This is a genomic window from Actinoallomurus bryophytorum (assembly GCF_006716425.1).
Classification (GTDB): Bacteria; Actinomycetota; Actinomycetes; order Streptosporangiales; family Streptosporangiaceae; genus Actinoallomurus; species Actinoallomurus bryophytorum.
The window spans coordinates 5,014,244-5,027,758 of record NZ_VFOZ01000001.1 but is presented as its reverse complement, the minus strand read 5'-3'; the positions used below and the strand labels follow the sequence as shown (position 1 = coordinate 5,027,758).

The window sequence follows — 13,515 nt, the reverse complement described above, 5'->3', positions numbered from 1 at the left end:
ACCGTGATGGGGGGCGGTCCGGGGTCGGTCAGGACATGGATGGTTCGGTCACTTCGGGTCCGTGCAGCCCGGCGGGCGGGACGCCGATGCCGAACCGCCGCACGCTCTCCAGCAGCGAGACGCGCCGCAGCCAGGTACGGGCACGGGCGGGGTCGGCGGCGATCGCGCGCAGCTCGGCCTGGTTGTGGCGGCGGAGCGTCTCGTCCCGTTCCCGCATTCGCTGGGTGTTGCGCTCGGTGTCGGCCTGCACGTACTCCAGCGCGATGCGGCGCCGGCGCTTCGCGAAGGCGTCGAACTCGGCCTCGGCCTCGGCGGCGGTCGCGCCGCCGCGTACACGGACCAGGCGTCGCGTCAGGTCCATCGCGTCGTGGATGCCGCTGTTGAGTCCGACGCCGCCCATCGGGCTGTTGATGTGCGCCGCGTCGCCGACCAGGAAGGCGTTCCCCCGCCGGAACGCGCCCGCCACCCGCTGGTGCACGCTGTAGATCTGGTGGTCGACGATCGGGTAGCCGTCCGCGCGCGGCGCGACCCCCTGCAGGCGTTCCTGGAGGACCTCGGGCCGGGTCGCCTCTTCGGCCGAGACCTCGGGGGGCACCGGCCACAGCACCCGCCAGGACTCGGGGGTGCGCAGGATGAACAGCCACTCCTCGGGGTCGGCGACGTAGTTGACCTCGGCGATACCGGGCAGCTGCTCGCGCATGTCGACCGTGGTGCTCACGATCAGGAAGCGCTCGGTGTAGGTATGGCCCTCGAACGGGATGGCGAGTGACTTGCGGACCGAGCTGCGCGGGCCGTCGGCGCCGATGAGGTGGGAGGCGCGGAGCGTACGCCGGCCGTCCGGGGTGTCGATGGTGACCTCGATGCCGTCGTGCCGTTCGGCGTGCCCGGTCGGTTCGGCTTGTTCGGCTTGTTCGGCTTGCTCGGTCGGAACGAAGCGGGAGCCGAACAGCAGGTCGGCCCCGTCGTCCTGCCGCAGGCGGTCGTAGAGGAAGCGGACCAGGTGCTGCTGGTTGATCTGGAGCCGGTACGGATACCGGGTCTCGTCGGCCAGGAGTCCCAGGTCGAACTCGGCGACGAGGCCCTCGGTCCGGTCGCGGAACTGGTACTTGGGCACCACCAGACCCTCGTCGTGCATCCGCCCGGTGATGTCGATCTCTTCGAGCAGCTCGAGCGTGGCCGCGTGGAAGGTGGACGCCCGCCAGTCCGGACTCGGCCGGGGCGCGGCCTCGACCACGGTCACGGGGACGCCCTGCCCCACGAGCGCGGCGGCGGCCGTCATGCCGACCGGCCCCGCGCCGACCACGACCACCGGGAGATCGGTTCTGTTCGGCATGAACGGCACAGTACGAAATCGTTCTACCGTTTGGAATAGCTGTCGTTATAGTTCCGCTATGCCGAATCCAGACCGCCTCAGTTCGGTCGACAACGCTCTGCGGCTGCTGCAGCTGATCGGAGAGCGGAAGGTCATCCGCGTCGCCGAGGCCGCCGAGACCCTGGGAACGGCGCGTTCCACCGCCCATCGCCTGCTCACCGCCCTGCGCCGGCACGGGTTCGTACTCCAGGACAAGCCGAACGGCGTCTACCGTCCGGGGCCGGTACTCAACGAGATCGGGCTGGCCGCCATCGGCGGCATCGACATCCGCCGCGTCGCCCGCCCGGTTCTGGAGGACCTGCGCGAGCGGACCCAGGAGACGATCAGCCTCAGCCTGCTCGAGGGCCGCGACATCCGCTTCATCGACTGCGTGGAGAGCCCCCGCGCGGTACGGGTCGGCAGCCGCACCGGCGTCGTCCTGCCGGCGAACTGCACGGCGGGCGGCAAGTCGCTCCTGGCCGCCATGTCCCCTGCCGAACTGAACCGGCGCTACACGGGACACGAACTCCCCGCCCGTACGCCATCGTCGATCGCCGGCTGGGACGGACTCATGGACGAACTGGCCGAGATCCGGCGCACGGGCTACGCGCTCAACCTGGAAGAGGGAGAGAGCGGCATCTGTGCGGTGGGTGCCGCCATGCGCGACCTGACCGGAGCCCCGCTGGCCGCGATCGCCGCCGTGATCCCCACAGGCCGCATGCCCACCGCGGACGCGGGCCGAGCCCTGGCCCCCTACGTGACCGACGCCGCCCACACCGTCGAAGAACTCCTCCGCGCCGAACTGTGACCCCCTCACCGCAGAGCGAGCGAAGCTGAACGTGCCTGCCCCCCCGCGGGCCCACGCGGGGCCGGCACGGCATGGCGCGGCCCTGGCCCTGAGCAGCCACCAGCCGCCGATCGCCACCGCGATCCCCGACGCCGCACGCCCGCCACGGACAATGGCCGAGCCCGCACCCCTGCGTGACCGACGCCGCCCGCACCGTCGAAGAGCCATCAGACAGAGGCGATCGCTCGGCCAGAGCCCGAGGCGGAAACCGGCCCGTCGCGGAGGCGAACAGCCCGCCGGAGCGGGGGCGGAGGCCGGTGGCGACCGGCTGTGGCCCGCCGCCGGATGGGCGCGGGCCTGTCGGTTTGACCGTGACCGCACGTGGAGTGGTCCAGGGTGGTCGCTGCGGCCCCGTCCGTCCTTCACCGGTCGTGTGCGGGGCCGGGGTGCAGACCATCGCCGGCGTACCCGCCTCCAGCGCCTCCTCCGCCTTCATGAACACGGCCCGCCACCCCTGCGTACGCCGCGTCGCGGTCGCGGCCGCCTGTCCGGCCGACGTGGCGGAGCGGTTCGCCGACTTCCTGGACGGCCACGGCATCGAGGTCGTCGCCCTGCCCTGCCCGGGAGGCCGACCGCGTAGCCGGTGCGGCGGGGGTCAGGTGTTGCCATGGCGGGCGCGTGACATCTAACATTTCAGTCATGGACACCTTAGGGCCCGTCAAGCGCACGCTGCTACGTGAGTCGGCCTATCTGGCGATTCGCGACGCGATCGTCCGTGGTGAGATCGCTCCCGGGGCGGCCGTGCGCGACGCGGATCTCGCCGCGCGGCTCGGGCTCTCCCGCGCGCCGGTGCGTGACGCGTTGTCCCGGCTGGCCGGCGAAGGGCTGGTGGAGACCAAGCCCCAGAGCTACACGCGGGTGACGCCGCTCGTGCCGCGCGACGTGCGGGACGCCGCCGCCGTCGTCCGCGCCATGCACGAGCTCGCGGCGCGGACCGCGGTGCCGCTGCTGACCGCCGACGACATCGCGGCGATGCGGGCCGCCAACCACCGGTTCGACACCGCCGTACGCGACGGTGACGTCGACGCGGCCATGCGGGCCGACGACGAGCTGCACGACGTCCTGGTACGCGCCACCGCCAACCGCGCCGTCGCCGCGACGGTCGAGCGCTACACCCCGCTGATCCGCCGGCTGGAACGCCTGAAGTTCGGGCCGTCCGAGGGCCGTCTGTCCGTCACCCTGCACGACGAACTGATCGACGCCTGTGTTGCCGGCGACATCGAGACCGCGGTCCGCGTCACCGCGCGGATCTGGCGGTCACTCGAAGACCTCGCCGACGCCCCCATCCCCACCGACGACCGCTGACCCCGGCCCCCGCTGACCCCGGCCCCCGACGACGACCATCGCGACCGGCCTCCCCCGACTCCCGCACCCCCACACCACCGACCGCCTCGGCAACATTGCCGGCCCGCCCTCGGGCCGCCCCTGGGCGCCGCCGCCCACCTACCGCTACGGGAGTTCAGCATGTCGATCACATCGTTCGAGCGGTACCCGTTGCTGTTCGGCCCCTCCCCCGTACACCGGCTCGAGCGGCTGACCGGCCACCTGGGCGGCGCCTCCGTCTGGGCCAAACGCGAGGACTGCAACTCCGGGATCGCCTACGGCGGGAACAAGACGCGCAAACTGGAGTACCTCGTCGCCGACGCCCTCGCCAAGGGCTGCGACACGCTGGTGTCGATCGGTGGCGTTCAGTCGAACCACACGCGTCAGGTCGCCGCGGTGGCGGCGCGGGCCGGGCTCGGCTGCGTACTCGTGCAGGAGAGCTGGGTCGACTGGCCGGACCCGGCCTACGACAAGGTGGGCAACATCCTGATCAGCCGGCTGGCCGGCGCCGACGTCCGCCTCGTACGCGCCGGGTTCGGCATCGGCGTCAAGGAGAGCTGGGAGCGTACGCTGCGCGAGATCGAGGAGAGCGGCGCAAGGCCCTACGCCATCCCCGCCGGCGCCTCGGATCATCCGCTGGGCGGCCTCGGTTTCGCCGGCTGGGCCTGCGAGCTGGCCGAGCAGGAACGCGAGCTCGGCGTCTTCTTCGACACCATCGTGGTGTGCTCGGTCACCGGCAGCACCCAGGCGGGCATGGTCGCGGGCTTCGCCGCGCTGCCGGAGAACGGCCGACGCGTGATCGGCATAGACGCCTCCGCCGAGCCTGGTGCGACCCGCGAGCAGATCACCCGCATCGCCCGCAGCACCGCCGCGAGCATCGGTGTCGGACGTGAGCTGCGCGAGGACGAGATCGAGCTGGACGAGCGCTACCACGCCGGGACATACGGCATCCCGGACGAGGCGACCCTGGACGCGATGCGCCTGGCGGCGCGCACCGAGGGCATGGTGACCGACCCGGTCTATGAGGGAAAGTCCATGGCCGGCCTGATCGACCTGGTGACCCGCGGCGAGATCGGCAGGGACAGCACCGTCCTGTACGCCCACCTCGGCGGGCAGCCCGCACTCGACGCGTACAGCACGCTCTTCTCCTGAACGGACCGGCCGGCTCCATGCCGCCGCCTTTCAGGTGGCTCGCACGTTGTGCTTGGCGCCGAGATGGTCATAGACGGGGACCTTCTGCAGGAGCCAGACGAGGGCCACGCCCAATCCGGCTCCGATGATGAGCGGCACCGGAGCGGGCACCCAGCCCCGCACCACCGGGATCACGGCGAGGCAGGTGAGCGCGGCCGTCCCGGACAGGGCGAGCGCGACCTGCCAGGTGCTGAGCCCGAGCCGGCGCAGGCGGTGCGACACGTGGTCCGTCCCGCCCAGCATGAGCGGCCGTCCGGCGCGATGCCGCGAGACCATCACGACGCAGGTGTCGACGGTGGCGACGAAGGTCACCATGAGCGGCCCGGCGACACTCGCGTGGTGGGCCGGAGACGCGAAGACCAGCAGCGCCGACGCCGCGATGACGAACCCGATGAACAGTGACCCCGCGTCGCCCATGAAGATCCGCGCCGGCGTCCAGTTGTGCGGCAGGAAGCCGGCGCAGCCGCACGCGAGCGCCAGCAGCAGCGCGACGGCACCGCGCTGTCCGACCATCAGCGCCGGAAGCGCGAGCGCGGCCGCGGTCACGCAGCCGACGCCGGCCGCCGCCCCGTCCATGTTGTCGAGCAGGTTGAAGGAGTTGGTGATGACGACGATCCAGAGCATCGGGACGATGTAGTCCAGCCAGTTCCCGAAGATCTTCACGTGACCCCCCGAGGCGACGACCGAACTGGCGGCCAGTCCCTCCACGAGCAGCCGGAGGGAAGGGGACAGCGGCCGGAGATCGTCGGCGAGACCGAGCAGGGCGATGACCGCCGCGGCCACCAGCACGGTCAGGATGCGCGCGTCTCCCCCGCCCACGGCGGCGGCCGCCGGACTCAGCACGCCGACGACGATGACGACTCCGCCGAGATAGGGCGTCGGGTGCTGATGGCCCTTGCGCGCACCGGGCCGATCGGTCAGAGCCAGCTTCACGGCCAATCTCCGCACGAACTCGGTCAATCCGCCGACGATCGCGAAGGCCACGAACCCCACCCAGGCCATTGGCATTTCACTGATCTCTCGTCGACACCGGAACCTCTTCGATCCTGTTACCGCACGTCGCCACGCACAAAACACGGTCGCATCGATAACCGTGCCGAGCCGAATGAACGGCCCGCCGAATACCGGCTCCAGATCCCTCACCAGCGGACATCTCGTGTCACATTACGCCTGAAACATGACATCACATAAAGGATTTCCAATTACGGTCAAGACTTGTGGACTATTAATAGCCGAACTCACATGCTAGTCTGCGATCTTACTTTATTGAAACAGCAGTGGATTTACTGGATCGCTGCAACGAAAGTCGATTCCACAGGAACAAATGTCCATATCATTCGGGGGAGCCTGATGCGTTCGGGAAATAGACGATTCGGCGGCACCGTCGCCGCCACCTTGGCACTGGCGGGGATTCCCGCCACCGCTACCGCGGCACACGCCCGTCAGGTCGTGAACGTGCCCTGCAGCACGCCGTCGCTGATCTCCGCGATCAACACGGCCAATACCGCCGGCTCGGGCACACTCCTCCTGGCCTCGCACTGCACCTACCTCCTGACCACGTCCAACGGGGTGGGGCGAGGACCGGACGGGCTGCCGCTCATCACCGGGAACCTCAACCTCATCGGAGGAAACTCCACCACGATCGCCAGGTCCTCGACGGCGGTGGCGTTCCGCATCGTCGAGGTCGCGTCCGGGGCCGTACTCGGGCTGCGGAACCTGTTCATCTCCGGCGGCAACGCCGACGCGACGATCCCCACGAACGACACCGGGGGCGGCATCCTCAACTCCCGCGGCACCGTGTTGCTGAACCACGTGACGCTCACGGGCAACACCGCGGACAGCGGCGCCGGCTTCTCCAATGACAGCGGTCGCGTCGACGTGGCGAACACTCTTGTTCAGAACAACACCACCCGCGCCGGCGGCGGTGGCGGTGGCGGCTTCTACAACGATGGCTCTCTTACCATCGAATTCAGTATTCTCCGGGCCAACCACGCCAACACGACCGGCGGTGGCATTTACAACGGGCAGGGCGGAAGAGCCCAATTTGTCAACGTGACGGCGGACGCCAACACGGCCGGCACCAACGGGGGCGCGTTCTTCAATGCGACGGACGGCAGGCTCACGCTCATCCGCACCCTGGTCAATCGCAACATCGCCACCAGTGGCGGCGGGATATTCAACGCCGCCATCGTCGGCCGGGTCTCACTCGTCACCAGTATCGTGACCACCAACGCGCCGAACAACTGCGCTCCTCCGGGCTCCGTCCCCGGGTGCATCGGCTGAGACTGGCGTATAAACCACCACACGACGTGCGTCGGAGCATGAATGGGCCCATGTTCCGGCGCACGTAATAAATGGCACGGAGGACGCTGATTCGAATGGCTGACTTCCGCACCGGCGACGCCACGGGCGTCCGGACACCCAGGCCTGACACGGCGGCCCACCCGGCCCCCGGCGGAGGCCCGGCCCGGGTGTGCCTCCTGGTCGGCCAACTCGGCCTCGGGGGGACCGAGAAGCAGGTCGTCCTGCTCGCCAAGGGCCTGCGCGGGCGCGGGATCGACGTGAGCGTGCTGCTGCTGTTCAAGGGCGGCCCCAGAGAGGACGCGCTCCACGCGGCCGGAGTGCCGGTCCTGCACCTCGGTTTCGCCGCCGGCATCGGGCCGCGGACGCTGCTGGTCAACACCGGGGCCTTCGCCCGGCTGGTGCTACGGCTGCGGCGGCTCCGTCCCGACGTCCTTCACGCGTTCCTCTTCCACAGCTACGTGACGGCCGCGCCGGCCGCACGCATGGCGGGGATCAGAGTGCTGATTGCGGGCCGCCGGAGCCTCGGTGACTTCAAGCGGGACCGCCCGGTGCTGCTGGCGGCCGAACGCCTCGCGACGCGCATGACCGACCTCCTCGTGGCCAACGCGGAGGCCGTCGCCATGGACACGCTGCGCCAGGAGCGGGTACGGCCGGACAAGATCACGACCGTGTACAACGGGCTGCCGGACAGCGCCTTCGAACCGGCCGATCCGGCGGCGCTCACCACCGCCGTACCCCTGATCCTCTGCATCGCGAACCTCAACCCGGACAAGGGTCACCGGTTCCTGATCGAGGCGGTCGCGCGGCTCCGCGACCGGCAGCGTACGTGCACGCTCGCCCTGGTCGGCGACGGCCGCGAACGCCGGGCGCTGGAGGACCAGGCCGCCCGGCTGGGCGTCGACGTGCGGTTCCTCGGGCACCGCACCGACATCGAGTCGCTGCTGGCGCGTGCGGACGTCGTGACCCTGCCGTCCCTGCACGAGGGCATGAGCAACGCCGTCATGGAGGCCATGGCCGCCGGACGCCCGGTGGTCGCCACCGACGTCGGCGGAACGGGCGAGCTGCTCGACGGCCGCGGGATCCTCGTGCCCCCGGCCGACTCCGGGGCACTGGCCGACGGGCTCGCCCAGATCCTCGATGACCCCGCGCTGGCCGCGCGTCTCAGCGCACGTGCGCGGGACTGGAGCCTGGAGCACCTCCACGTCGACGCGATGGTCGACCGCCACGTCCACATCTACCGAGAGCTCCTGGAGAGCCGATGTGCGGAATAGCGGGAGTCGTATCGACCGACACGCCCGACGGCGGGCTGGTCCGCCGCATGTGCGACGCGCTCATCCACCGCGGCCCGGACGGTGAGGGCTTCCACTCCGACGAGCACGCGGCCCTGGGCATGCGCCGGCTCGCCATCATCGACGTGGCGGGCGGGGACCAGCCGGTCTTCAACGAGGACCGGACCGTGGCGGCCGTGCTCAACGGTGAGCTGTACAACTTCGCGTCGCTACGAGAGTCACTGCGCGACAAGGGGCACCGCTTCCGCAGCGAAGGCGACACCGAGTGCCTCGTCCACCTGTACGAGGAGTACGGCGACGGGCTGATCGACCGGCTGCGCGGCATGTTCGCGTTCGCGATCTGGGACGCGCCCAGACGGCGCCTGCTGCTCGCCCGCGACCGCGTCGGGAAGAAGCCGCTGTACTGGAGATCGCACGGCGGCTCGCTCGTCTTCGGATCCGAGCTGAAGGCGCTGATGCAGGATCCCGCCATGCCGCGTGAGGTCGACCCGGTGGCGCTGCACCACTACCTGACCTACCAGTACGTACCGGCGCCCTGGTCCATCCTGCGGGACGTGCGGAAGCTGCCGCCCGGGCATCTCCTCGTCTGGCAGGACGGCTCGCACGAGGTCCGCCCGTACTGGCGCCTGGACTGCACGCCGCGCCGGGTGACCGATGAGCGGGAGGCGGCCGAAGAGCTCCGCGAGAAGCTGCTGGACGCCACCCGCGTACGTATGGTCAGCGAACGCCCGCTGGGCGCGTTCCTGTCCGGCGGCCTCGACTCGTCGGCGGTCGTGGCGGCCATGGCCCGCCAGACCACGGGCCGGGTCAAGACGTTCAGCATCGGCTTCGACGAGCAGGCCTTCGACGAGCGGCGCTACGCGCGAAGGCTGGCCGAGTGGTACGGCACGGACCATCACGAGCTGGTGGTCAGGCCGTCCGCGATCGATGTGCTCCCCGCGCTGGCCTGGCACTTCGACGAACCGTTCGCCGACTCCTCCGCCATCCCCAGCTACTACGTGGCCAAGATGAGCGGCGAGCGCGTCACCGTCGTGCTCAACGGCGACGGCGGGGACGAGTGCTTCGGCGGCTACCGCCGGTACGTCGCGATGGCGCGGACCCAGCGGATCTCGCTGCCGGCGGCACTGCGTCCGCGGCTCGGACGTCTCGGCTCCCAGCTCGTCTCACGCGGCACCCCGCAGTCCTCACTGTGGAAGGCCGGCCGGGTCCTGGAGCTGCTCAGCCATCCGCTCTCACGCCGCTACGCGCGGATGATGTCCTACTTCTCGCCCGAACAGAAGTTCGCGCTCTACTCGGACGCCCTGCGGGAACGGCTCGCCGGAGTGGACAGCTACGAGATCATGGACGCGTCGTTCGCGGCCTCACGTGCCGGCTCCGGGATCGGGGCCATCATGGACGTCGACGTCAACACCTATCTTCCGGGCGACCTGCTGGTGAAGTCCGACATCACCACCATGGCGAACTCCATCGAGGGGCGCTCGCCCTTCCTCGACCACCACCTGATGGAGTGGGCGGCCGGGCTTCCCGCCGACCTGAAGATCCGGTCGGGCGTGACGAAGTACCTGCTGAAGCATGCCGTCGCCGAGTGGCTCCCTCCCGAGCTGGTCAACCGCCCGAAGATGGGATTCGGCGTGCCACTCGCGGCGTGGCTGCGTACCGAGCTGCGCGACCTGTCCTGGGACCTGCTCACCGACCACACGGCACGCTCACGTGGGCTCTTCCGGCCCGAGACGGTCACCCGCCTCCTTCGTCAGCACGACGAGGGAACCGACCACAGCCCGCGGATCTGGGCGCTCATCCAGTTCGAGCTGTGGCACCGCATCTTCGTGGACGGGGCTCATTCGCAGGCCACCACGGCGATCGCGGCGGGCGCGGACCACTGGCGATCGTGATGACGCCGGCGCGCGATGCCGGACGGCCACTGCGGATCGCGCTGTCCATCGGCTCTCTCCAGGTCGGCGGCACCGAGTCCCAGCTCGTCAAGCTGGCGTCGCGGCTCGCGGGCCGTGGCCACGACGTCCACGTCATCGTGGTCTGCCGCGGCGGCCCGTACGAGGCGAACCTGCGGAGCCTCGGGATTCCCACCCGCGTCTTCGGCTACGGGGGGCTGCGCCTGCGGGACGAGACCGGCAGGCGGTCCCTGCGGGTACTGATCACCGAGACGCGCAAGCTCCTCGCGATCTGGTCCCATCTGAGACGGCTGCGGCCCGACGTCTGTCACGCGTTCCTGTTCACCTGCTACACGCACGTGCTCCCGCTGGCCTGGGCGGCCGGCGTCCCCGTACGGGTCAACGGCCGCCGCGGCGCGGCGCCTCCGAGGCCCACCGGCCTCCTCCGCGCGGTGCTGGACTTCATCGGCCACCACTCGTCGACCCTGTACCTCACCAACTGCCGCGCCCAGGCGGAGAGGCTGGTACGCGAGGAGAAGGTGCCGCCCCACCGCGTCGAGGTGATCGCGAACGGTGTCGAGCCCCACGAGAGGCGCGCGGACCCGTCCCGCCGGCCGGCGCGGGGGATCGTCGTCGCCAACCTCATCGCGTACAAGGGTCACGCCGACCTCATCGAAGCGCTCGCCCTTCTCGCGACGCCGCCTCCTCTGTCGCTCATCGGTGAGGGATCCGAGCGCGACCGGCTCACCGAGCTCATCGGGGCACGCGGACTCGACGACGTCGTGACCCTCGCCGGAGCGGTGCCCGACGCGAGGGATCTGCTGGAGCACTACGAGTTCGCGGTGCTGCCGTCCCACGGCGAAGGGATGCCCAACGCCGTCCTGGAGGCGATGGCGGCCGGCCTCCCGGTGATCGCCACCGCGGTCGGGGGCGTTCCCGAGATCGTGTCCGACGGGGTCACCGGAATCCTCGTACCGGCGCGCGCACCGGCGGACCTGGCCGCGGCGATCGAGGCGATCGCCGGCGATCCGCTGCTGCGGTCGCGGATGGGTACGGCCGGCCGCGAGCACGCCGAACGCCTGAGCGTCGACGAGTGCGCCGTACGGCACGAATCCGTGTACCGGACGCTGCTGCGGTGAAGACCCAGATTCGTCAGGTCGCGCACACCGTCGTCATCCGCGCGTGCCTGATGGTCATGGGCGCGGTCAGCGGTGTCGTGATCGCCCGTGAATTACAGCCCGAGGGACGCGGCGCCTACTACGTGATCGCGACCATCGCCGCGATCACGATCTCGGTCGGTCACCTGTCGATCGAGCAGGCGCACGTCTGGCTCTGGTCGCGCACCGCGGACCCGCGCAAGCTCGCCGCGAACAGCCTGGTGCTCGGGCTCGTCGTGGGCGCCCTGGCGGCGGTCGCGGCGGCGGTGATCGTCTGCGTGCTGGGGCCGGGCGTGATCCCGGTGGCCGGCTACGGCATGCTCGCGCTCGCGCTGTCGGCCATCCCGGGCGCGATGGCGGTGCTCTACCTCAACAACATCCTCGTGCTGCGGTCCCAGGTGCAGGTCGTGAACCGGGGGGCGTTGCTCGGCGGCTCGCTGCAGTGCACGGTGCTGCTGCTCCTGGCGACGACGGCCGGGATGTCTCCCGGCCTGGTCATCCTGCTATGGGTGTGCTCCGTGACCACGCCGCTCATCGTGCTCGTGCCCGCGGTCCGGCCGAGGTTGCGTGACTGGGAGCCGTCCCTGGCCCGTCAGGCCGTCGGGAGGGGCCTGCGCTACCACCCCGGGCTCGCCTCGCTGTTCCTGCTGTTCCGCTCCGACATCCTGATCCTGGACGGGATGACGACGACGGCAGCGGTGGGCCTCTACTCTCTCGCGGTCAGCCTCGCCGAGCTCACGCGCCTGGTCACGGACGCCATCGCCCAGATCGCGCTCCCCCGGCAGATGAACACCGGCCACGACGACGCCGCCGCCGCGACCATGGCGGTCACCCGCCTGACGACGGTCGTCGCGCTGGTCTCGGTCGGCCTGATGTGCGCCACGGCGCCCTTCCTGATCCCGGTCATCTACGGGTCGTCGTTCCGCGGCAGCGTGACGCCGCTTCTCATGCTGGCTCCCGGGCTGCTGGCCCTCGGCGCCACCCGGCCGATCGGCGCCTTCCTCCTGCGGCTCGACCGTCCGGCGCTCGCGTCGTCGATGTCCGTGGCGGCACTCGGACTCAACATCGCGCTGAACCTGGTGCTCGTGCCGCTCTACGGCATCGCCGGCAGCGCGGCCGCCTCCAGCATCGCGTACGCCACGCTGGCCGGCCTCCAGACCGCGTGGTTCCTGCGCGCCACCGGCGCCGGCGTACGGGACCTGCTTCCCGGCCCGGCCGAGATGGAGTGGGTGCGAAGCAGGTTCACGCGGCTCTCAGGCCGGACCTCCTGAGACGTGCGGGCGTCCCGAAACGCGTTCGAGGACGTACTCGTTGCAGCCGATGCCACCGGCACACGTCTTCAGGTGGCGCAGCTCGAAGCCCCGCTCGTGCATGAAGGCGAACACCTCCTCCGGCTTGGCCACCTCGAAGGGGTAGCCGCCGACCCAGTCGACCAGGTCGTGCCTGGCCGACATGCCGCGCGCGCGTGGCGGCCGCGAGAGGACCGGGCCGGTGCCGCGTACCAGGCCGATGAGGCTCGCCAGCGGCCGCCGCCGGTGAAGGTAGGCGGCACTGCCCAGCACGAGCAGCCGCCGCGCCAGCGCGCCGGACTTGTTGTAGCGGTGCTTGACGCGCCGCCACATGCGGCTCTCGAGCCCCTGGTCGTTGTAGATGGAGATGTACAGCAGGCCGCCCGGCGCAACCAGGCGGGCCGCGATGTCGGTGGCGCGCCACAGGTCACCGGTGTGGTGCAGCACGCCCCATGAGTAGACGATGTCGAACCGGCCGAGCGCGGCGACGGTCTCCTCGTCGAGGATGGATCCCTGGCCGACGGTCCACTCTCCGCCGTCGCCGAAGCGCCTCCGCAGCTCGAGCGTCGCGGCGACCGACTCGGGGTCGTAGTCGAAGGACCGGACCCGCGCGCCCATCCGGTTCGCGGCGAGTGAGAACAGGCCGCTCCCGCATCCGGCGTCCAGGAAGGTGCGCCCGCTCAGGTCGGTGGTGTCCAGCGGCCCGCTGAGCGAGGCGATGGCGGCGTTGATCCGCTCCTCGTCGACCAGTTCGACGAAGGCGCGCCAGTTGCTGCCGAACGCGAACCGGTCACCCGCGAGGATCTCCTGGCTACCGTCGATCATGGTCAACTCCCTCTGCCGCGTCCGATCCCTGCGGCGGCGCCGAGTCCGGC

12 protein-coding genes are annotated in these 13,515 nt (G+C 70.6%); 9 read left to right on the top strand and 3 right to left on the bottom strand.

Annotated elements, in window-relative coordinates:
* Positions 1-28: 28 nt before the first annotated feature.
* Positions 29-1,333 carry an FAD-dependent oxidoreductase gene (locus FB559_RS23725; protein WP_141957766.1) on the bottom strand — a complete coding sequence of 435 codons (1,305 nt, stop codon included), beginning with the start codon at positions 1,331-1,333 and terminating at the stop codon, positions 29-31.
* Positions 1,334-1,391: 58 nt separating this feature from the next.
* On the opposite strand from FB559_RS23725, the gene FB559_RS23720 reads away from it, so the two are divergent.
* The 4 genes from FB559_RS23720 to FB559_RS23705 all read left to right on the top strand — a co-directional run bounded on the left by FB559_RS23720 (position 1,392) and on the right by FB559_RS23705 (position 4,673).
* Positions 1,392-2,159 carry an IclR family transcriptional regulator gene (locus FB559_RS23720; protein ID WP_141957764.1) on the top strand — a complete coding sequence of 256 codons (768 nt, stop codon included), beginning with the start codon at positions 1,392-1,394 and terminating at the stop codon, positions 2,157-2,159.
* A 425-nt stretch (positions 2,160-2,584) separates the two neighbouring features.
* Positions 2,585-2,827 carry an aspartate racemase/maleate isomerase family protein gene (locus FB559_RS45660; protein ID WP_141957762.1) on the top strand — a complete coding sequence of 81 codons (243 nt, stop codon included), beginning with the start codon at positions 2,585-2,587 and terminating at the stop codon, positions 2,825-2,827.
* A gap of 10 nt (positions 2,828-2,837) precedes the next feature.
* Entirely contained in the window at positions 2,838-3,503 is a 666-nt protein-coding gene (locus FB559_RS23710) for a GntR family transcriptional regulator (RefSeq protein WP_141957760.1), read from the top strand.
* 159 nt (positions 3,504-3,662) lie between these two features.
* On the top strand, positions 3,663-4,673 hold the full coding sequence (locus FB559_RS23705) for a 1-aminocyclopropane-1-carboxylate deaminase (RefSeq protein ID WP_141957758.1): 1,011 nt from the start codon (positions 3,663-3,665) through the stop codon (positions 4,671-4,673).
* 30 nt (positions 4,674-4,703) lie between these two features.
* Here the strand turns inward: FB559_RS23705 and FB559_RS23700 are convergent, their stop codons facing one another.
* Entirely contained in the window at positions 4,704-5,645 is a 942-nt protein-coding gene (locus FB559_RS23700) for an MraY family glycosyltransferase (RefSeq protein ID WP_185792368.1), read from the bottom strand.
* Positions 5,646-5,978: 333 nt separating this feature from the next.
* On the opposite strand from FB559_RS23700, the gene FB559_RS23695 reads away from it, so the two are divergent.
* From FB559_RS23695 to FB559_RS23675, 5 genes are all read left to right on the top strand, one after another.
* Positions 5,979-6,995 carry a hypothetical protein gene (locus FB559_RS23695; RefSeq protein WP_141957754.1) on the top strand — a complete coding sequence of 339 codons (1,017 nt, stop codon included), beginning with the start codon at positions 5,979-5,981 and terminating at the stop codon, positions 6,993-6,995.
* A gap of 95 nt (positions 6,996-7,090) precedes the next feature.
* The gene (locus FB559_RS23690) at positions 7,091-8,287 is read left to right on the top strand and encodes a glycosyltransferase (RefSeq protein WP_185792367.1); all 1,197 of its coding nucleotides are present in this window, start codon (positions 7,091-7,093) and stop codon (positions 8,285-8,287) included.
* Complete coding sequence (gene asnB / locus FB559_RS23685) at positions 8,275-10,197, top strand: asparagine synthase (glutamine-hydrolyzing) (protein ID WP_141957750.1); 1,923 nt, start codon at positions 8,275-8,277, stop codon at positions 10,195-10,197. The genes FB559_RS23690 and asnB overlap by 13 nt, the downstream gene beginning before the upstream one ends.
* Positions 10,197-11,333, top strand: coding sequence for a glycosyltransferase (locus tag FB559_RS23680; protein ID WP_246122553.1), 1,137 nt, complete (start codon positions 10,197-10,199; stop codon positions 11,331-11,333). Before asnB ends, FB559_RS23680 begins: the two co-directional genes overlap by 1 nt.
* Positions 11,330-12,622, top strand: coding sequence for a lipopolysaccharide biosynthesis protein (locus tag FB559_RS23675; RefSeq protein WP_141957745.1), 1,293 nt, complete (start codon positions 11,330-11,332; stop codon positions 12,620-12,622). Before FB559_RS23680 ends, FB559_RS23675 begins: the two co-directional genes overlap by 4 nt.
* Here FB559_RS23675 and FB559_RS23670 read toward each other — a convergent pair.
* On the bottom strand, positions 12,605-13,465 hold the full coding sequence (locus FB559_RS23670; RefSeq protein ID WP_141957743.1) for a class I SAM-dependent methyltransferase: 861 nt from the start codon (positions 13,463-13,465) through the stop codon (positions 12,605-12,607). The two genes, FB559_RS23675 and FB559_RS23670, sit on opposite strands and share 18 nt — an antisense overlap.
* Positions 13,466-13,515 lie beyond the last annotated feature (50 nt).

Excerpts from the sequence above, each read along its gene's own strand:
- FB559_RS23725 (WP_141957766.1), bottom strand. The coding sequence starts at position 1,333 with ATGCCGAACAGAACCGATCTCCCGGTGGTCGTGGTCGGCGCGGGGCCG.
- FB559_RS23720 (WP_141957764.1), top strand. The coding sequence starts at position 1,392 with ATGCCGAATCCAGACCGCCTCAGTTCGGTCGACAACGCTCTGCGGCTG.
- FB559_RS23710 (WP_141957760.1), top strand. The coding sequence starts at position 2,838 with ATGGACACCTTAGGGCCCGTCAAGCGCACGCTGCTACGTGAGTCGGCC.
- FB559_RS23705 (WP_141957758.1), top strand. The coding sequence starts at position 3,663 with ATGTCGATCACATCGTTCGAGCGGTACCCGTTGCTGTTCGGCCCCTCC.
- FB559_RS23690 (WP_185792367.1), top strand. The coding sequence starts at position 7,091 with ATGGCTGACTTCCGCACCGGCGACGCCACGGGCGTCCGGACACCCAGG.
- asnB (WP_141957750.1), top strand. The coding sequence starts at position 8,275 with ATGTGCGGAATAGCGGGAGTCGTATCGACCGACACGCCCGACGGCGGG.
- FB559_RS23680 (WP_246122553.1), top strand. The coding sequence starts at position 10,197 with ATGACGCCGGCGCGCGATGCCGGACGGCCACTGCGGATCGCGCTGTCC.
- FB559_RS23670 (WP_141957743.1), bottom strand. The coding sequence starts at position 13,465 with ATGATCGACGGTAGCCAGGAGATCCTCGCGGGTGACCGGTTCGCGTTC.